General features: G+C 70.8%; 12 protein-coding genes, 1 pseudogene and 1 riboswitch. Of the genes and pseudogenes, 10 read left to right on the top strand and 3 right to left on the bottom strand.

Annotation, left to right across the window (positions count from 1 at the left end; all coding sequences use genetic code 11):
• Positions 1-129 precede the first annotated feature (129 nt).
• The 7 genes from Q7W82_RS06600 to Q7W82_RS06630 all read left to right on the top strand — a co-directional run bounded on the left by Q7W82_RS06600 (position 130) and on the right by Q7W82_RS06630 (position 10,273).
• Positions 130-687, top strand: coding sequence for a DUF3228 family protein (locus Q7W82_RS06600; protein WP_160948087.1), 558 nt, complete (start codon positions 130-132; stop codon positions 685-687).
• Between the two features lie 514 nt (positions 688-1,201).
• Positions 1,202-3,649, top strand: coding sequence for a methyl-accepting chemotaxis protein (locus Q7W82_RS06605; RefSeq protein WP_311195510.1), 2,448 nt, complete (start codon positions 1,202-1,204; stop codon positions 3,647-3,649).
• Between the two features lie 92 nt (positions 3,650-3,741).
• Positions 3,742-4,524, top strand: a complete 783-nt coding sequence (locus Q7W82_RS06610) for a TorF family putative porin (RefSeq protein ID WP_242160682.1) — start codon at positions 3,742-3,744, stop codon at positions 4,522-4,524.
• A 227-nt stretch (positions 4,525-4,751) separates the two neighbouring features.
• A complete protein-coding gene (locus tag Q7W82_RS06615) occupies positions 4,752-5,246 on the top strand; it encodes a sigma-70 family RNA polymerase sigma factor (RefSeq protein WP_242160683.1) in 495 nt (164 codons plus the stop codon).
• Positions 5,236-6,231, top strand: coding sequence for a FecR domain-containing protein (locus Q7W82_RS06620; protein WP_242160684.1), 996 nt, complete (start codon positions 5,236-5,238; stop codon positions 6,229-6,231). The genes Q7W82_RS06615 and Q7W82_RS06620 overlap by 11 nt, the downstream gene beginning before the upstream one ends.
• A 59-nt stretch (positions 6,232-6,290) precedes the next feature.
• A complete protein-coding gene (locus Q7W82_RS06625; RefSeq protein ID WP_242160685.1) occupies positions 6,291-9,047 on the top strand; it encodes a TonB-dependent receptor in 2,757 nt (918 codons plus the stop codon).
• Positions 9,048-9,118: 71 nt separating this feature from the next.
• Positions 9,119-10,273 carry a cytochrome c peroxidase gene (locus tag Q7W82_RS06630; protein ID WP_242160686.1) on the top strand — a complete coding sequence of 385 codons (1,155 nt, stop codon included), beginning with the start codon at positions 9,119-9,121 and terminating at the stop codon, positions 10,271-10,273.
• 84 nt (positions 10,274-10,357) lie between these two features.
• Here Q7W82_RS06630 and Q7W82_RS06635 read toward each other — a convergent pair whose 3' ends face one another.
• A complete protein-coding gene (locus Q7W82_RS06635) occupies positions 10,358-11,134 on the bottom strand; it encodes a TonB family protein (protein WP_311195511.1) in 777 nt (258 codons plus the stop codon).
• A gap of 141 nt (positions 11,135-11,275) precedes the next feature.
• On the opposite strand from Q7W82_RS06635, the gene Q7W82_RS06640 reads away from it, so the two are divergent.
• Entirely contained in the window at positions 11,276-11,401 is a 126-nt protein-coding gene (locus Q7W82_RS06640) for a hypothetical protein (protein WP_260115036.1), read from the top strand.
• Positions 11,402-11,423: 22 nt separating this feature from the next.
• On the opposite strand, the pseudogene Q7W82_RS06645 reads toward Q7W82_RS06640, so the two are convergent.
• A pseudogene (locus tag Q7W82_RS06645) lies at positions 11,424-11,522 on the bottom strand (type II toxin-antitoxin system RelE/ParE family toxin); the annotation flags it as partial.
• A gap of 225 nt (positions 11,523-11,747) precedes the next feature.
• Entirely contained in the window at positions 11,748-13,193 is a 1,446-nt protein-coding gene (ahcY, locus tag Q7W82_RS06650; RefSeq protein ID WP_242160687.1) for an adenosylhomocysteinase, read from the bottom strand.
• Positions 13,194-13,226: 33 nt separating this feature from the next.
• Positions 13,227-13,326, bottom strand: a riboswitch (S-adenosyl-L-homocysteine riboswitch).
• 131 nt (positions 13,327-13,457) lie between these two features.
• Between ahcY and Q7W82_RS06655 the strand changes: the two genes are divergently transcribed.
• Together Q7W82_RS06655 and ppc are read left to right on the top strand one after the other, a co-directional pair.
• Positions 13,458-16,013 carry a prolyl oligopeptidase family serine peptidase gene (locus tag Q7W82_RS06655; RefSeq protein WP_242160688.1) on the top strand — a complete coding sequence of 852 codons (2,556 nt, stop codon included), beginning with the start codon at positions 13,458-13,460 and terminating at the stop codon, positions 16,011-16,013.
• Positions 16,014-16,176: 163 nt separating this feature from the next.
• Positions 16,177-18,891: a phosphoenolpyruvate carboxylase gene (ppc, locus tag Q7W82_RS06660; protein ID WP_242160689.1), complete on the top strand. Its 2,715-nt coding sequence runs from the start codon at positions 16,177-16,179 to the stop codon at positions 18,889-18,891.
• Positions 18,892-18,896: the final 5 nt, after the last annotated feature.

Genomic DNA, 18,896 nt, shown 5'->3' on the forward strand with positions numbered 1-18,896 from the left:
CGGTCGCGGCTGAAGCCGCCCCTACGGGGTCGTTCGATGCCGAGGGTTGCCGGCGCGGTGACGGTGGCAGCGGTGGGCACGGTCCCGGCCGCGCGCTACGCTTGTCCGCCCTTGTTCGCCATGCACGCCATGTCCATCGTCCTCACGCCGTTCGCCCGCACCCGCCTGTTTCCGCGCGACGGCCGCCGCAACGCGATCCAGGACTGCACGCCGGAGCAGTTCGAGCAGCATCTCAACACGCACGCGCCGCTGCAGGTGCTGGACGGCTACGCGCCGTTCTGCAAGTTGCACGTGCATCGCAACTGGACCTCGACGCGCTGCCTGACCGTGCCGATCACCGACGCCAACCGGCGCCTGCTGCGCTCCGGCTACGAGGCACGCAGCCGCGAGGAACTGCCGGTGCTGGTGCGCTGGTTCGAAGGCGTCGAGCCGCCGGTGGCCGCCTATCTGCTGCCGATCCTCTACAGCCGCGAACAGCTCGCGCACGAGGGGGCGCCGATCGAGGCCGACTGGGGCGTGGTCGGTTGCCTGTATACCGCCGAGCCGCAGGAGATTCCGATGGCGCCGATCACCATGCTGCGCAATGCGCTGGGCGTAGAGGAGGGCGGCTCGGGCGTGGCGCTGGATCGCGACGCCTACCGGCGCAGCGTGGCGTTCTGGGAGCACAACGCCAACTGGCGGCCGTAAGCGCTATGCGCGCGCCATCTGCGCGCAGCGAGCCGGTTGTACGCATGCATCGATGAGTGCGCGACGGTGATGCTTGCGCCGGTCACAGCGCAGGTGTGATCGCCGCTTGCCTGCGGCGGCTCCATGCGCTGTTACGTCTGTGGTCCTGCGTCTTGTACCTTGCCGAAGTCGACAAGGCCGTGCTGCATCAGTGTGCATGCCTGTTCACTGGCGCACGCGCGCAAGAGTAAACAGCGCGCTATTGACCACTTTCACGGCGGAGCCATGTCCGTTCATCCGGTCCGCACGGGATGGGCATCAAGTTTGCGCACGGCAGGACGATAGCGAGAGGGTGGGCCACACGCAGCAGTGCCGGGAAGCGATTTCCGGCGGCGCGTCGTGGCCGGTGGGGAAGGCGTCCCGGGCAGCAGGTCATCGGCACGGACACGCGCGCTCGCGCCGTGCGCCGCGGCGGGCTGTGCTGCGCGGCGCGTTCTCCGCGACCGCATTCCCTCCCCCCGCCAAGGAAGTTGTCATGTCCACTCCGTCGCCGCATCGCCGTCGCGGCAGCGTCGCCAAACGCCTGATGCTGGGTACCGGCCTGCTCGCGCTGGCCTGTTTCGGCCTGACCGCGATGATCATCTACTGGCGCAGCAGCGATGCGTTGCTGTCGACCTCGCGCACCAGCATCGAGAACCTCGCGCAACTGGAAGCGCAGCGCGTGTCGCGCGAGATCGGCGTGGCCTTCGACGCCAGCGAGGCGCTGGCCAACAGCTTCCGCGTGCAGCACGGCGCCGGCGGCCTGTCGCGTACCACCGCCACCGCGGTGCTGCGCAGCCAGCTCGATGCGCATCCGCAGTGGCTGGGCATCAGCACCATGTGGGAGCCGGACGCGTTCGACGGCAACGACAAGGGCTTCGTCGGTGCCGAGGGCCACGACGCCACCGGCCGCTACATGACCTGGTGGTCGCGGCAGAACGGCACGCTGGTGCGCGAGGCGCTGCGCGACTACGAGAAGCCGGGCGACGGCGACTGGTACCTGCTGGCGCGCAACACGCACAAGCCGGTGGTGATCGAGCCGTACTACTACCCGGTGGCCGGCAAGGACACGCTGATGACCACGCTGGCCACGCCGATCCTGGAGAACGGCCGCTTCCTGGGCGTGGTCACCGTCGACTTCACCCTCGATACCCTGCAGCAGCGCATCGCCGCGCTGCGGCCGATGGGCGAGGGCCATGCCAGCCTGTTGTCGCCGTTGGGCATGGTGATGGCCAGCCGCGATCCGCAGCAGGTCGGCAAGACCCGCAACGACGCCTGGTCCAAGGACATGCTCGCGCGCGTGGCCAAGGGGCAGGTGGTGTTCGACCATCGCCGTGCCGATGGCGAGGATGCGTTGAACGTGTTCGTGCCGCTGAAGATCGGCGATGCGCCGCAAGCGTTCGCGCTGGGCATCTCGGTGCCGTACGCGCTGGTGATGGCCAAGGCGCGTGCGTTGCTGTGGACCATCGCCGCGGTCGGCCTGCTCTCGGCGCTGGTGCTGAGCGGCGCGCTGTACCTGCTGCTGCGCCGGCAGGTGCTCGATCCGTTGGCCGAGGCGGTGCGCGTGTCCTCCGCGGTCGCCGCCGGACGCCTGGACAGCCAGGTCCGCCACCGTCGCGACGACGAGCTGGGGCAGTTGCTGGACGCGATGGGCAGCATGCAGACGCAGTTGCAGGCGGTGATGCAGGCGCAGGCGGAGATGGCGCAGCGCCACGACGCCGGCGAGATGAGCTACCGGATGGACGCCGAGCGCTTCCCCGGCGAGTACGGACGCATGGTCCACGGCACCAACGCGCTGGTCGCCGCGCATGTGGACGTGCAGCGGCGCCTGGTCGAGGTGATGTCGCAGTACGCGATCGGCAACATGCAGGTGGACATGGAGCCGCTGCCGGGCGAGAAGGCGGCGATCACCGAGGCGATGCGCACCACCAAGCACAGCCTGCAGGCGATCAACCAGGCCATCACCGAGCTGGCGCAGGCGGCCGCCTCCGGCGATTTCTCCCGGCGCGGCGATGCCGAGCGCTTCCAGTACGACTTCCGCGGCATGGTGGTCGGGCTGAACCGCCTGATGGAGCTGACCGAAGGGAACCTCTCGGCCTTGTCGGCGTTGTTGCGCGCCGTGGCGCAGGGCGACCTCACCGCGCGCATGCACGGCGAGTTCCATGGCGTGTTCGCGCAGATGCGCGACGATGCCAATGCCACCGTGGAGCAGTTGACCGGCATCGTCGGCCGCATCCAGCAGGCCACCACCGCGATCAACACCGCCGCCGGCGAAATTGCGGCCGGCAACGACGACCTGTCGCGCCGCACCGAGCAACAAGCCGCCAACCTGGAAGAAACCGCGGCCTCGATGGAGGAACTGACCTCCACGGTGAAGCAGAACGCCGAGCATGCGCACCAGGCCAACCGACTGGCGCAGGACACCGCCGGCGTGGCCTCGCGCGGCGGCGCGGTGGTCGAGCAGGTGGTGGAGACCATGACAGGTATCGCCGCGGCCTCGAAGAAAATGGCCGAGATCATCGGTGTGATCGACGGCATCGCCTTCCAGACCAACATCCTGGCGCTCAATGCCGCGGTGGAGGCGGCGCGTGCCGGCGAGCAGGGTCGCGGCTTTGCGGTGGTGGCAAGCGAGGTACGTGCGCTGGCACAGCGGTCGGCGACCGCGGCGCACGAGATCAAGGGCCTGATCGACGCCTCGGTCGGGAAGATCGACGACGGCACCGCGCTGGTCAACGGCGCCGGCGACACCATGCGCGAGGTGGTGGCCAGCGTGCGCCGGGTCACCGACATCATGAGCGAGATCGCCGCCGCTTCGCAGGAACAGAGTGCCGGCATCGAACAGGTGGGCAAGACCATCGTGCAGATGGACGAGGTGACGCAGCAGAACGCCGCATTGGTCGAGGAAGCCACGGCGGCGGCGCGGGCGATGGAAGAGCAGGCCTAGGAACTGCAGCGCGCGGTGGCGCTGTTCAAGCTCGCGGCGCCATCGCCGGGCGGCCTGGGTGCGTCGAGCCGGACGCGGCTGGAGCTGGTGTCATGAGGGCCGTGCGCACGGGCATGCTGCTGATCGCGTTGGGCGCCGCTGCACCGGCCTGGGCCGGGACCGCCAGCGCCAATCTGGCGGCGACCTCGAACTACGTCTCGCGCGGATTCGAGCAAAGCTGGGGCCGGCCGGTGGTGCAGGGCGGGCTGGACGTGGCCGCGGACAGCGGCTGGTATGCCGGCACCTGGGCATCGGGGGTAAGCCCGTACTTCATCGAAGGCGGGCACGTGGAGTGGGACGTGTATGCCGGTTACGCGGCCAGCCGTGGCGACTGGGGCTGGCGCGCCGGCATCTACCACTACGCCTATCCCGGCGCGCGCATGAGCGCCAGCGGCACCCGCTACGACTACGGGGAGGCCATCGTCGCCGGTCACTGGCGCACACTGGAGCTGTCCTACGCCAGTACCTGGACGCGCGACTACTTCGGCTACAACAGCGCCACGCTGGGCGTCGGCCAGGGCCGGCACTCGCGCGGCTCCGGCTATCTGGCCTTGGACGCCACGCTGCCGCTGGCCTCGGACTGGCAGGTGAGCGTGCATGCCGGCCACCAGCACGTACGCAACTTCGCCGACTACGGCTGGACCGACGCGCGCGTGGGCCTGAGCCGCACCTGGCGCGGCACCGAGTTCGGCGTGAGCTATGCACGCGCCTGGAACAGCGCCGGCGTCTATCGCCGCTACACCACGGGCGTGGCGGATGGGGATGGCCGGGTACATGTCTCCAACCCGATCGACGGCGCCTGGGCGTTCACCATCAAGCGCAGTTTCACCCTGTAGCGCACGCCACTCCCGTCGCCGGCAGCGGCGTGCGCCGACGCTTCCGAAGCCCTTGGTGCGATCGCCCTCCGCGCCATGCGCTACGCATGGACGAGGCCGACGCCGGACCCCGCCGCCCGCCGCCAGGCATTGACGTCGGTCGCTAAAGTAAATAAGAATCGTTTTCTTTTGTTGGGGGCGAGCCACGCGCGTCGAAGCGGCCCCATGCCGCTTCGCTCGGGGGTCGCATGCTTCTCCATCGGGATTCGCTCGGTCAGCTCTACCGTGATCATCAGCCCTGGCTGCAGCGCTGGCTTGCCGGGCGTCTGGGCTGCCGCGACGTCGCCGCCGATCTGGCGCAGGACACCTTCGCGCGCCTGCTCAGCGGACGCGACCTTGCTTGCCTGCACGAGCCGCGCGCCTATCTGACCACCGTCGCCAAGGGCCTGATGGCCAACTGGTGCCGGCGGCAATCCTTGGAGCGCGCCTACCTGCAACGGCTGGCGGCGCTGCCGGAGTCAGCGATGCCGTCGGCCGAACAGCAGGCGCTGGTGCGCGAGGCGCTGGAGGCGATCGATGCGATGCTCGACGGCCTGCCCGCGCAGGCGCGCCGGGTGTTCCTGCTGTCGCAGTTCGACGGGCTCGGTTACGCCGAGATCGCCAGCCGGCTGGGGGTGTCGCTCAGCACGGTCAAGCGGCACATGAAGCGCGCCCTGCTCGGTTGCCTGCTGCATGCGCCCTGAGCCGGCGGACGCGGGGCTGGATCCGCGTGTCCTGGAGCAGGCGGTGGAGTGGCTGGTCCGGCTGGGCGACGACGCGGCCGGCGAGGCCGAGCACGCCGCATGCGCGCGCTGGCGGGCGCAGCACCCCGATCACGCCCGTGCCTGGGCGCGCGTGGAGCGCCTGCACGACCTGATCGCGGCGGTACCGGCGACGCTGGCGCGGCCGGTGCTGGACCGCCCGTCGCGTGGCGGGCGCCGCGCGGCGATCAAGTCGGTGGGCGCGTTGCTGCTGCTGGCGCCCGGCGCGTGGCTGGGCTGGCAGTGGCTGGGCCGGTCGCCGGCCGGCGCGACGCTGCAGACGGCGGTCGGCGAACGCCGGCGGCTGCGCCTGGACGATGCGAGCCTGCTCGAGCTGGACACGGACACCGCGCTGCAGGTGGCCTTCGGTGCGCAGCAGCGCCTGCTCCGCCTGCGCCACGGAAGGATCCTGGTGACGACCGCGGCCGACCCGCAGCGCCCCGCCCGCGCATTCCGGGTGACCACCGCCGATGGCGCGCTGCAGGCGCTGGGCACGCGCTTCGAGGTGCGCGCCGATGCCGGCGGCACGCGCGTGGCGGTGCTGGAGGGCGCGGTGCTGGCGCAGCCGGGCGCGGCGGCGCGTCCTTGCCGGGTGCCGGCCGGGCAGGCGCTGCGTTTCGATCGCCGCCACTGCGGCGCGCTGCGGGCCATCGCGCCGGGAGCCGCCGCCTGGACGCGCGGCATGCTGGTCGCCGATGCGTGGCCGCTGGCGGAGCTGTTGCGCGAACTGGGCCGCTACCGCCGCGGCGTGCTGCGCTGCGATCCGGCGATCGCCGGGCTGCGGGTGTCCGGCGCGTTCCCGGTGGACGATCCCGAGCGCAGCCTGGCGCTGCTGGAAGCGACCTATCCGGTGCGCGTGCGGCGGCAGGCGGACGGCTGGTGGACCACGCTGGCGCCGCGCGAGCGCGTGCCTACGCAACCGCGCTGACACTTTTTCGCGACTCGCGTGGCAAGGCTGCGAATCCTTCTTCGTCGAGTCCATCGCCCATGCGTCGCCTCCCACGTCCCTTCCGCGCCAGCCTGCTGGCCGTCGCCCTTGCCGCCGTGCCACCGTCCCTCGCCCACGCGCACAGCGCCCCGGTCGATCTGCCGGCCGGTCCGCTCGGCAGTGCCCTGAGCACCTTCGCCGGGCAGCGCGGCATCGCGCTGGCGTTCGATCCCGCGCTGACCGAGGGCCGGCAGGCGCCGCCGCTGCAAGGGCAGGTGGATGATCGCGAAGGCCTGGAGCGCCTGCTGGCGGGATCGGGGCTGCGCCTGATCGCGCGCGCCGACGGCAGCTACACCCTGGTGCCGGCCCCGGCCGGCACCGCGGCGCTGCCGTTCGCGCCGCTGCGCATCGGCGCGCAGCGGACGTTTCCGTACTCGGAGGGAATGGCGCTGGACCAGGCTTACCTCGAGGGCGCGCCGAAGGGCGACGGCGACATCGCCACGCTGCTGCGGATCGATCCGGCCGTACAGTTCAGCGAGACCGCGCGCAGTTCGCGCAACATGGGCGAGATCCGTCCCGCCGACATCAGCATCAACGGCGCGCCGTTCTACCAGAACCTGTTCCTGCTGGACGGGGTGAGCTTCAACAACGACATCGATCCGACCTTCGACAACCCCAACCATTTCGCCGACGTGCCCAGCCACTCCCAAGGCGTGGCGGTGGACACCGATCTGCTGGAGAGCGTGACCGTCTACGACAGCAACGTGCCGGCGGCCTTCGGCAACTTCACCGGCGGCGTGGTCGATGCGCAGACCCGCAAGGCCGGCGATGCGCTGCGCGGCAAGCTCTGGTGGCGGATGGCGCGTTCGGCCTGGGACGAGATCATCGTGCCGACGGGCCAGGAGCAGAGCTTCGCGCAGTCGGCCAGCGCGTCCTACCAGCCGCGCTACGACAAGGCCAAGTTCGGCCTGCGCCTGGAAGGGCGGACCGCGTCCGGCCTCGGCCTGGTCGGCACGCTGGTGCGCACGCGCTCGGAGATTCCGCTGCGCGGCTACACCGCCGGCAACCTCAGCAGCAGCGACAGCAACCGCAAGACGCAAACGCGCCAGAACAGCGCGGTCACCCTGGCCGCGGACTGGCGCGGCCAGAGCGGCCTGGAGCTTGGCGCCAGCCTCGCCTATGCGCCCAGCGACGACCGCTACTTCATCCAGAACGCCAACAACGCCTGGTTCGACCTGAAGTCCGGCGGCCCGGTGCTGAGCCTGCGTGCCAATGCCGAGCACGGCGCCTGGCGTTTGCGCAACACGCTCAGCTACAGCGACCTGGAGAGCTCGCGGCGCAGCCAGGTGAACTACTGGAAGGCCTGGGCGAAGTCGGCAGCCTACGACTGGGGCGTCAACAACAGCAGTTTCGAGGGCAGCTGGGGCAACGTCGACCAGCACGATCGCAAGCTCGGCTACCAGCTCCAGCTCGACCGCGAAGCCTTCGCCTGGGGCGCGACCCGCCACGAACTGCAGGCCGGCGTGTCCTACCAGCGGCGCAAGGCGAACTACGCCCGCCTCAACGACCACCTCTCCTACCTGCAACCCTACGCCACGACCAGTTGCACCACCGCCGACGGGCGCGTGGACAGCGACAGCTGTTCGCTGTCGCCGGTGGCGGCCACGTCCGGCACGCTGATCGCCGGCCGCGGACAGTATTTCCGGCGCCTGACGATCTACCGCGCGGGCGAGTTCGCGGTCAGCGGCGACGAATGGGCGGCGTGGCTGCAGGACGACATCCGCATCGGCGACCTCAGCCTGCGTCCGGGCCTGCGCCTGGACCAGGACGATATCTGGGACAGGGCCACGCTGGCGCCGCGCCTGGCCGCCTCGTGGGACCTGCGCGGCGACCGCGCGACGGTGCTCAGTGCCGGCCTCAACCGCTACTACGGGCGCAACTTCTTCAGCTATCTGCTGCGCGAAGGGCGCGAGCGCCTGGGCCTGACCAAGACCCGCAGCAGCAGCCGCACCGCCTGGGACAGCGTCACCGGCACCAGCGGCGGCTCCAGCAACCGCCTGGCCGACGTCGACATTCCCCATACCGACGAATGGACGGTGGGCGTGGACCAGCGCTGGGCAGGCATGGAGATCGGCCTGAAGTACGTCAACCGCGACAACCGCGACGAAGTGCTGCGACAGTCGGTCCGCAGCAACGATGCCAGCGGCGCCTACGCCACGAACGTCTACGAGTATGTCAACAAGGGCCGCAGCCGCAGCGCGGTCTATACCCTGAGCGTGGCGCCGCAGGCGCCGCTGGTGTGGGGCGGCAGCACCACGCAGGCGCAGTTCGCGTTCGACTACACCGACAGCCGGCGCAACTACTCCGATTACCAGTCGAGCTGGAACGACGCCGCGGACGCGCTGGTGCTGTACAAGGGACAGCCGACGTGGCTGTACGACCTGCCGGCCACCGACTTCGCGCGCCGGTGGAACGCACGCCTGTCCACGCAGACCCGGCGTGCGCTGGGACCCGGCGAACTGCTGTGGAGCAATTTCCTGCGCTACCGCGCCGGCTTCCGCAACATCCTGCAGCGCGGCAGCGCCGACTACCAGGGACAGACCCTCGACGTCTATGCCGACGTGGTCTATCCGCGCTCCTTCAGCCTCGATACCACCCTGGAATACAGCGTCGAGCTGCCGCGCGCGCAACAGGTCTACGCGCGGCTGGAGGCGATGAACGTGCTCAACCGGGCCAACCCCATCGTCGGCGCCGGCAGTTCCGCCTACTACGAAGCCGGGCGCAGCTATTGGCTGGAAGCCGGCTACCGCTTCTGATGCGCGAGAGCGTGCAGGCGCGGGCGCCGGCCGTTGCGCCGCAGGGGGCGGCGCGCGGCCGGCGCAGGCGCGTGCGGCGGTATTGCCTCGCGCTGCTGCTGGCCGGGCTGGCGGCAGCGCCGCAGGCGGTCCCGCCCGCGCCTGCGGCCGCCGCGGCAGAGGCCGATGCGGCGTTGGCGCAGTGCCGCACCCGCATCGCGGCGAGCGCAGCGACGATCGACTATGCCTGCCTGCGCCGGGTGTATGCCCAGCCGATCGCGCAGTGGCCGGCACCGCAGGTGGCCGACGGCGCGCAGTGGAGCGAGCTGGCGCCGCTGCCGGCGACGGCCCCGGCGCCGCCGGACAATCCCGGCACGCCGGACAAGATCGCCTTGGGCCGCATGCTGTTCGAGGACCCGCGCCTGTCGCGCTCCGGGCAGATCGCCTGCGCCAGTTGCCACGACCGCGAACTGGGCTGGGGCGACGGCCGCAGCGTGCCGTTCGGCAACGCCCGCCAGCGCGGGCGGCGCAACGCGATGAGCGTGGCGATGGCGGCCTATGCGCAGCCGCTGTTCTGGGACGGACGCGCGCGCACCCTGGAAGAGCAGGCGTTGCATCCCATCGTCGATCGCAAGGAAATGGATTTCGACATCGCCGCGCTGTTGCGGCGGCTGAACCGCAGTGCGGACTATCCGGCGCAGTTCCAGCGCGTCTTCGGGACGCGGCGCATCGACGCGCCGCAACTCGCGCAGGCGCTGGCGGCGTACCAGCGCAGCCTGGTCCCGCGCGCCAACCGCTTCGACCGCTTCCTGGAGGGGCGCCGCGACCTGCTCAGCGACCAGCAGGTGTGGGGGCTGCATCTGTTCCGCACCCACGCGCGCTGCATGAACTGTCACAGCGGGCCGGCGCTGACCGACAACGGCTTCCACAACCTGGGCCTGCATTTCTACGGCCGCGCGCGGCAGGACCTGGGCCGCTACGAGGTCACCGGCGATCCCGCCGACAGCGGCAAGTTCCGCACGCCCTCGCTGCGCGGTGTCGGCAAGACCGGGCCGTGGATGCACAACGGCGGGTTCGCCGACTTGCGCGGTATCGTCAACCTGTACAACGTCGGCATGCCGCGGCCCAAGCCCAGGCCGGCGCAGTTGGGCGACCCCCTGTTCCCGCAGCCGGACCCGTTGCTGCAACCGCTGGACCTGCACCGGAGCGAGCTGGAGGCGATCACCGCGTTCCTGGATACCTTGTAGGCAGCCGCCGCTGCGCAGGCGCGGGCACGCGCTGCGCCGGGGCCTGCAGCGGCCGCTTTGCCGCGCGCCAACACCGGCGCCGGCTCAGCGCAGGAAGAATTCGACCGGGACGTCGACTTCGACCGGGTCCGGCAGCGTGTCCGGCGCGCGCGGCAGCGGCTGCGCGCGCAGGAAGGTCTGCAGGGCCTCCTGGTCGAGCAGGGCGTAGCCGCTGCCGTGGCGGATCGTCGCCGACAGCACGCGGCCCTGCCGGTCGAGCCGCGCACGTACGTAGGCCACGCCCTCCTGGCGGCGATTGCGCGCCTGCCGCGGGTAGCGGCGGAACTGGTGCAGCCGCGCCAGCACCTTGCCTTCCCAGTTCGGGTCGCTGGTGCCGGCCGCCTGCGCCGCCGGCGGCAGCGGCGGCGAGGACGGCGCCGCCGCCTCCGCCGCCTCCACCGCCTGCGGCGCATCGGCAGTGGCGGCGCTGGGATCGGTGCCGGGGCGGTGCGCCAGCGCATCGGCCGCAGGCTGCGGCAGCGGCGGCGATGCCGGCAATGGGCGCGCGGTGGGGCGCTGCACCGGCGGGGGCTGCACGGCCGGCGGTCGCCGCGCCTGCGGCGCCGCCGCGTGTTCCGGGCGCGGTTGTGGCGCCTCCTTCGGCGCCACCGGCATCGGCGGCGCCGCAGGCGGCAGCAGGGTCAGGCGCATCCGCACCGATTCCTGTGGCGGCGGCAACGGCGGTGGCGCCGTGGCGATGCCGAACAGCAGCCACGCCAGCGCCAGATGCGCGCCGATGGCGATGCCGGCCGCGAGCGCACGCGGCAGGGCATCGTGGCGCCAGGTCGAGCGGGAAGGGACGGTGGCCGCGGCGAACGCCATGTCTGCGGGTTAATACGAATGATTATCATCCAATGATAACGCAGGTGCGGATGCGCCGCAGGCGGGCGAGAGGGTTGCCTGGGCGTCGGTCGGCTTGGTGAGGGCAGTGGGGTCGGCCGTGCGGGGCAGAACGCGTTGCCGATGGCACCGATCACCCTGCCGCGCAACGCGCTGGAGATGGAGGACGGCGATGAAGGCGTGCTGCCGGATCGCGGGCGATCGGCGCAGCGTAGCGTTTCGGCGGCCGGCGCCAACTGGTGGCTATGATCGTGATCGCGCCGCTGGTGTTTCATGCGTCGCGCGCATAGCCCGCCTCCCGCTGTGCGCGGATGGCCAGCACGATCACCGTATCGGTCACGTCCACATCGCGATACAACGCCAGGTCCCCGTAGCGCAGGTGTGGTGCAGATGACCTAGCTGTACAGACGCGTCGGCCAACTGGCGGGAAAAGGCCGCTTGGAGCAGGATTGGCGGAAGGTGGCGATGTCTGCGGTTTTTCGCTCCGTACGATTTCCAGCTCCCTTTCCTCCACGCGCGCGCAGCGCCGATCGCACGAAAAACGGGCGCCTCGCGGCGCCCGTTCCTGTCTGCCTGGCGATGTCTTGCCGATGGCTCAGTAGCGGTAGTGCTCCGGCTTGAACGGGCCGTCGACCGGCACGCCGAGGTAGGCGGCCTGCGCGTCGGTGAGCTTGGTCAGCTTCACGCCGATCTTCTCCAGGTGCAGGCGCGCCACTTCCTCGTCCAGCTTCTTCGGCAGGCGGTACACCTGCTTCTCGTAGCTGTCCTTGTTCTGCCACAGGTCGATCTGCGCCAGGGTCTGGTTGGCGAAGCTGTTGGACATCACGAAGCTGGGGTGGCCGGTGGCGCAGCCCAGGTTGACCAGGCGGCCTTCGGCCAGCAGGAAGATCGCGTTGCCGTTGGGCAGCACGAACTTGTCCACCTGCGGCTTGATGTTGATCTTCTGCACGCCCGGCAGCTTGTACAGCGCCTCGACCTGGATCTCGTTGTCGAAGTGGCCGATGTTGCAGACGATGGCCTGGTCCTTCATCTGCGTCAGGTGCTCGATGCGGATGATGTCCTTGTTGCCGGTGGTGGTGACGTAGATGTCGGCCTGGCCGAGGGTGTCCTCGACGGTGTTGACCTCGAAGCCTTCCATCGCCGCCTGCAGCGCGCAGATCGGGTCGATCTCGGTGACGATGACGCGGGCACCGTAGGCGCGCAGGCTGTGCGCCGAGCCCTTGCCGACGTCGCCGTAGCCGCACACCACCGCGACCTTGCCGGCCAGCATCACGTCCATCGCGCGCTTGAGGCCGTCGGCCAGCGACTCGCGGCAGCCGTACAGGTTGTCGAACTTGCTCTTGGTCACCGAATCGTTGACGTTGATCGCCGGGATCAGCAGGGTGCCGGCCTCGGCCAGCTGGTACAGGCGGTGCACGCCGGTGGTGGTCTCTTCGGAGACGCCCTTCCAGTCCTTGACCACGCGGGTCCAGTAGCCCGGGCGCTCCACCGCCACGCGCTTGAGCAGGTTCTTGATCACTTGCTCCTCGTGCGAGGAGGCCGGTTCGTCCACCCACTTGGAGCCGTTCTCCAGCTCATAGCCCTTGTGGATCAGCAGGGTCACGTCGCCGCCGTCGTCCACCACCAGTTCCGGGCCGGTCTGGGTGCCGTCGGGCAGGGTGAAGGTCAGTGCGTCGAGGGTGCAGTCCCAGTATTCCTCCAGGGTCTCGCCCTTCCAGGCGAACACGGGGGTGCCGGTGGCGGCGATCGCGGCGGCGGCGTGGTCCTGGGTGGAGAAGATGTTGCACGAGGCCCAGCGCACGTCGGCGCCGATGTCCTTCAGCGTCTCGATCAGCACCGCGGTCTGGATGGTCATGTGCAGCGAGCCGGTGACGCGCACGCCGGCCAGCGGCTTGGCGGTGGCGTACTGGCGGCGGATCGACATCAGGCCCGGCATCTCGTGCTCGGCGATGTCCAGTTCCTTGCGGCCCCAATCGGCCAGGGAAATGTCGGCGACCTTGTAGTCGCCCTCGGTGGAAAAATGCTTGAGTGCAGCGTTCATCGATAAAGCTCCGGTCAATGGCGAGAAACTCGCGAAGTCCGGGCGCCGTTGTCGCTCAAGCCTCGCGCCGAGCCTGGCCGGGTCTGGAGACGGGAAATTCGGTCTCGATCCGGTCGCAGCGCCCCTCGGCGCAAGGGGTAACCGATTATAGCGGCTGCCGCGTGTGGCGCTTGAACACGCGATCAGGCCCAACCATCGACAGGGGGCGGCCGGCGCCGGCCCTGCTACCGTCGGTGGTTCGATCGATGCGAGGAGAGGGGAGAGATGAACCAGATCACAGTGCGCGGGCGCCGCCGCGTCGCCAGGCCGGTCTTCAGCCTGCTGTGCGCGGCCCTGGCCGCGGCCGGCAGCGCCGCCGCCAACGCGGCCTCGGTACCTGCGGCGGCTGCCGTGAGCGCCGATCCGGCCGACAGCGGCTATCAACTGCCGTCGGCGCCGCTGCAGGCCATCGTCGATGCGCCGCGGCCGCCGCAGCTGGCGCTGAGCCCGCGGCGCGATCTGGCGGCGATGCTGCAGTTGCCCGCGCTGCCCGGCATCGCCCAGGTCGCGCAGCCGGAACTCAAGCTCGCCGGGCTGCGCATCCATCCGCGTACTCGCTCGCAGAGCCGTTTCGCCTTCGGCGACAAGCTGTGGCTGCTGCGCATCGCCGACGGCAGCGAGCTGCAGATCGAGGGCCTGCCGTCGCCGCTGTCGATCGCCGGCATGGCCTGGGCACCGGACCAGCGGCATCTGGCCTTCAACCGCGTCGACGCGCGCAGCGGCGCCAACGAGCTGTGGGTGGTGGACATCGCCGCGCAGCGTGCACGGCGCGTCGCCGAGCGGCTCAATACGGTATCCGGCGAGGGCTATGCGTGGATGCCGGACAGCCGCCAGTTGCTGGTGCTGCTGCAGCCGCAGGAGCAGGGCGCGGCGCCGCCCGCCGACGCGGTGCCGACCGGGCCGGCGGTGCAACAGACCGCCGGTGGCGGCGCCACCGCCTTGCGCACCTACCAGGACCTGCTGAAGAACGAGGCCGATGCGCGCCAGTTCGATGACCAGCTACGCGCGCAGCCGGCGCTGGTCGACGTCGACGGGCAGGTGCAGCGCATCGCCAGCCCCAACCTGTACCTGTCGCTGGCGCCGTCGCCGGACGGCCGTTATCTGCTGGCGCAGCGCCTGCAGCGGCCGTTCTCCTACCTGGTGCCGGCCAGCGGCTTCCCGCGCACCATCGAGGTGCTCGACCGCGCCGGCAAGCCGGTGCACACGGTGGCGCAGCTGCCGCTGGTGGAAGGCCTGCCGACCGGCAACGATGCGGTGCGCACCGGCGTGCGCGACATCGACTGGCGCAGCGACGCGCCGGCCACCCTGGTCTGGGCCGAGGCCCAGGACGGCGGCGACCCGGCGCGCGACGCGGCCGTGCGCGACGCGGTGCTGATGCAGGCGGCGCCGTTCACCGCGCCGCCGGTGACGCTGGCGCGCCTGCAGTCGCGTTTTGCCGGCATTGTCTGGGGCCGCGGCGATCTCGCCCTGATCGACGAGTTCTGGTGGAAGACGCGCCAGACCAGGCAGTGGCGCGTGGCCCCGGACCATCCCGCCCAGGCGCCGCAGCTGCTGGTGCAGCGTTCGCAGGAAGACCGCTATGCCGATCCGGGGACGCCGGTGACGGTGCGCGATGCCGCCGGCAACCCGCGCCTGCTGATCGCCGCCGACGGCCACAGCCTGTTCCTGCGCGGCGAGGGCGCCTCGCCGCAGGGCGATCGGCCGTTCCTGGATCGCTACGATCTGGACACGCGGCAAAGCACCCGCCTGTTCCAGTCGCAGGCACCGTACTACGCGGTGCCACAGGCGCTGCTCGACGACAGCGGCCAACGCCTGCTGATCACCCGCGAGACGCCGCAGGAGCCGCGCAATTTCTATCGGCTCGACGGTGCGGACGCGGCGCCGGTGGCGCTGACCCGCTTCACCCATCCCACGCCGCAGTTGCGCGACGTGCACAAGGAGCAGATCCGCTACCGGCGCAAGGACGGCGTGGAACTGACCGCGACCCTGCTGCTGCCGCCGGGCTACGACGCCAAGCGCGACGGCCCGCTGCCGATGCTGATGTGGGCCTACCCGGGCGAGTTCAAATCCGCCGACGCCGCCAGCCAGGTCACCGATTCGCCGTACCGTTTCAATGCGATCGGTTACTGGGGCCCGCAGGCGTTCCTGGCCTTGGGCTATGCGGTGCTCAACGATCCGTCGATGCCGATCGTCGGCGAGGGCACGCGCGAACCCAACGACACCTACGTCGAGCAACTGGTCGCCGATGCGCAGGCGGCGGTGGACGAGGTGGTGCGGCGCGGCGTCGCCGATCGCGATCGCATCGCCATCGGCGGGCATTCGTATGGCGCCTTCATGACCGCCAACCTGCTCGCGCACACCCGCCTGTTCAAGGCCGGCATCGCCCGCAGCGGCGCCTACAACCGCTCGCTGACCCCGTTCGGCTTCCAGTCCGAGGAGCGCACCTACTGGCAGGCGCAGCCGGTGTACCAGGCGATGTCGCCGTTCAACTACGCCGACCGGATCAAGGATCCGCTGCTGCTGATCCACGGCGCCGAGGACAACAACTCCGGCACCTTCCCGATCCAGAGCGAGCGCATGTACGCGGCGATCAAGGGCAATGGCGGCACCGCCCGGCTGGTGATGCTGCCCAACGAGGCGCATGCCTACCGTGCGCGCGAGTCGGTGCTGCAGATGCTGGCCGAGAGCGAGCGCTGGCTGCGCACCTATCTGGGACCGGCGCCCACGCCCAAGTCCACGCCGAGTCCGGGCACGACTGCGGCCGGCGCCGCGTCGCCCTGAGCCGTGCCTGCGCCCCGGCTGCGCATTCGCGCGGCCGGGGCGCAGCAGGGACTGGCGTGCAAGGCAAATGGTTCGCTTTGAAACCGTCGCCATGGCCGACGGGAACGCGCTCCCTTTTCGGTTAGGCTTGCGACGCCCCCACTGCCGAGCCATGCGTTTCCCGATGAACGAGTCCCGCAGCAGCATCGTCTTCGCCACGCCCGACCTTCCCTTACGCGACGACGTGCGCCGGCTCGGCGCCCTGGTGGGCGACCTGCTCGCCGAACAGGTGTCTGCGCAGTTTCTCGACGAAATCGAACGCATCCGCACCACCGCGATCGCGCGCCGCGAACGTGCCGCGCCGCTGTCCTCGCTGAGCGAGCAACTCGCCGGGCGTGCACCGCGCGACGCCGAAGCGCTGGTGCGCGCCTTCAGCACCTATTTCCAGGTGGTCAACATCGCCGAGCGCGTGCACCGCATCCGCCGCCGGCGCGACTACCAGCGCAGCAGCGCCGACACGCCGCAGCCGGACGGCCTGCTCGACGCCTTGCGCCGGCTCAAGGCGCAGGGCGTCGGCATCGAGGAACTGCGCGACTGGCTGCCGCGCATCGACGTCGAGCCGGTGTTCACCGCACACCCGACCGAGGCGGTGCGGCGTGCGCTGCTGGAGAAGGAACAGTTGATGGTGGCCAGCCTGGTCGACAACCTCGACGGCCTGCGCACCCCGGGCGAGCGCGCGACCGACGCGGCGCGGTTCCGCATGGCGCTGACCGCCTCGTGGCAGACCGCCGATTCCTCGCCGGTGCGGCCCACCGTGGAGGACGAGCGCGAGCATGTCGGTTTCTACCTGACCCAGGTGCTGTATCGGGTGATCCCGGTGATGTATGAGACCCTGGAGCACGCCATCGAGCAGACCTACGGCCAGGCGCTGCCCCTGCCGCGGCTGCTGCGCTTCGGCACCTGGGTCGGTGGCGACATGGACGGCAACCCCAACGTCGATGCCGCCACCATCACCGCCACGCTCGACGCGCAGCGGCGCGCGGTGCTGGAGCGCTATCTGAAGGAGCTGTGGCAGCTGGCCAGCCTACTCAGCCAGTCGACCACCCTGGTCGCGGTCAGCGCGCCGCTGCTGGAGCAACTGGCGCGTTACCGGCAACTGTTGCCGGAGGCCGCGGCGCGCTCGCGCCCGCGCCATGGCGACATGCCCTACCGCCTGCTCAACGACCTGATGCGCGCGCGGCTGCAGGCGACCCTGGACGATGCGCCCGGCGCCTATGCCGCGCCGGCGGAACTGGAAAGCGACCTGCAGTTGATCCTGGACAGCCTGCAGGCCAACAAGGGCCTGCACGCCGGCTGGTTCGCGGTGCGGCGCCTGCTGTGGCGGGTACGCAGCTTTGGGTTCCACCTGGCGCGGCTGGACGTGCGCCAGGAGTCCAGCGTGCATGCGCGCGCGGTCGCCGCCGCGCTGGACACGCATGACTGGGACGCGCGGTCGGTGCAGGAGCGGGCGCACCTGCTCGGCTCCTATGCCGGCGGCGAGCAGACCCTGCCGGCGGCCGACGACGACGGCAATGCGCGGCTGGACGCGGTGTTCGCCGCGCTCGCCGATGCGCGCGCACGGCACGGCGCCGACGCGCTGGGCAGCTACATCATCTCGATGGCGCACGACCGTGCCGACGTGCTGACCGTGCTGGCGCTGGCGCGCCGCGGAGGCCTGGTCGATGCCGACGGCGCGGTGCCGCTGGACATCGTGCCGTTGTTCGAGACCGTGGCCGATCTGCGCGGCGGCACCGCGACCCTGCGCGACCTGCTGGCCGACCCGGTCTACCGCCGCCACCTGGCCGCGCGCGACGACGTGCAGATGGTGATGCTCGGCTATTCGGACAGCGGCAAGGACGGCGGCATCGCCGCCTCGCGCTGGGGCCTGCAGCGCGCGCAGGTGGAACTGCTGGAGGCGGCGGCCGAACTGGGCATCCGCCTGACCTTCTTCCATGGCCGTGGCGGCTCGATCGTGCGCGGCGGCGGCAAGACCACGCGTGCGCTGGAGGCTGCGCCGCGCGGCAGCGTCGACGGGCGCCTGCGCGTGACCGAGCAGGGCGAGGTGATCCATCGCAAGTACGGCATCCGCGCGCTGGCGCTGCGCTCGCTGGAACAGATGACCGGCGCGGTGCTGCTGTCGAGCCTGCGCCCGCGTGCGGCCGACGCGCGCGAGGCCGGCTGGCGGCCGGTGATGGACCTGGTCGCCGAACACAGCAGCCAGGCGTACCGCAGCTTCGTCGGCGATGCCGAGTTCATGCGCTATTTCCGCCTGGCCACGCCGATCGACGTGATCGAGCGCATGACCCTGGGCTCGCGGCCGTCGCGCCGTCTCGGCCAGGATGCGGCGCTATCCAACCTGCGTGCGATCCCCTGGGTGTTCGCCTGGAGCCAGGCGCGCGCGGTGATCCCGGGCTGGTACGGCGTGGGCAGCGGCCTGCAGGCGGCGGTGGACGCCGGCCACGAGGACGCGCTGCGCGCGATGGCCGCCGACTGGCCGTTCTTCCGCACCTTCCTCGACGACATCGCCATGGTCCTGTCCAAGGGCGACCTCAACATCGCCGAGATGTTCTCGCGCCTGTCCGGGCCGCTGCACGCGCGCTTCTTCCCGCGCATCCGCGACGAACTGGCGCTGACCAAGGGCTGGGTGAAGGCATTGACCGGGCAGGCCTCGCTGCTGCAGCACGATCCGCGCCTGGCGCTATCGATCCGCCTGCGCAACCCCTACATCGACCCGATCAGCGTGCTGCAGGTGGATCTGCTGCAGCGCTGGCGCGCCACCGAGGGCGAGGACGAGGACCTGCTGCGGGCGCTGGTGGCCTGCGTCAACGGCGTCGCCCAGGGCGTGCAGAACACCGGCTGAGGCTG

Origin of the sequence: Xanthomonas indica (genome assembly GCF_040529045.1) — a bacterium.
Lineage (GTDB): Bacteria > Pseudomonadota > Gammaproteobacteria > Xanthomonadales > Xanthomonadaceae > Xanthomonas_A > Xanthomonas_A indica.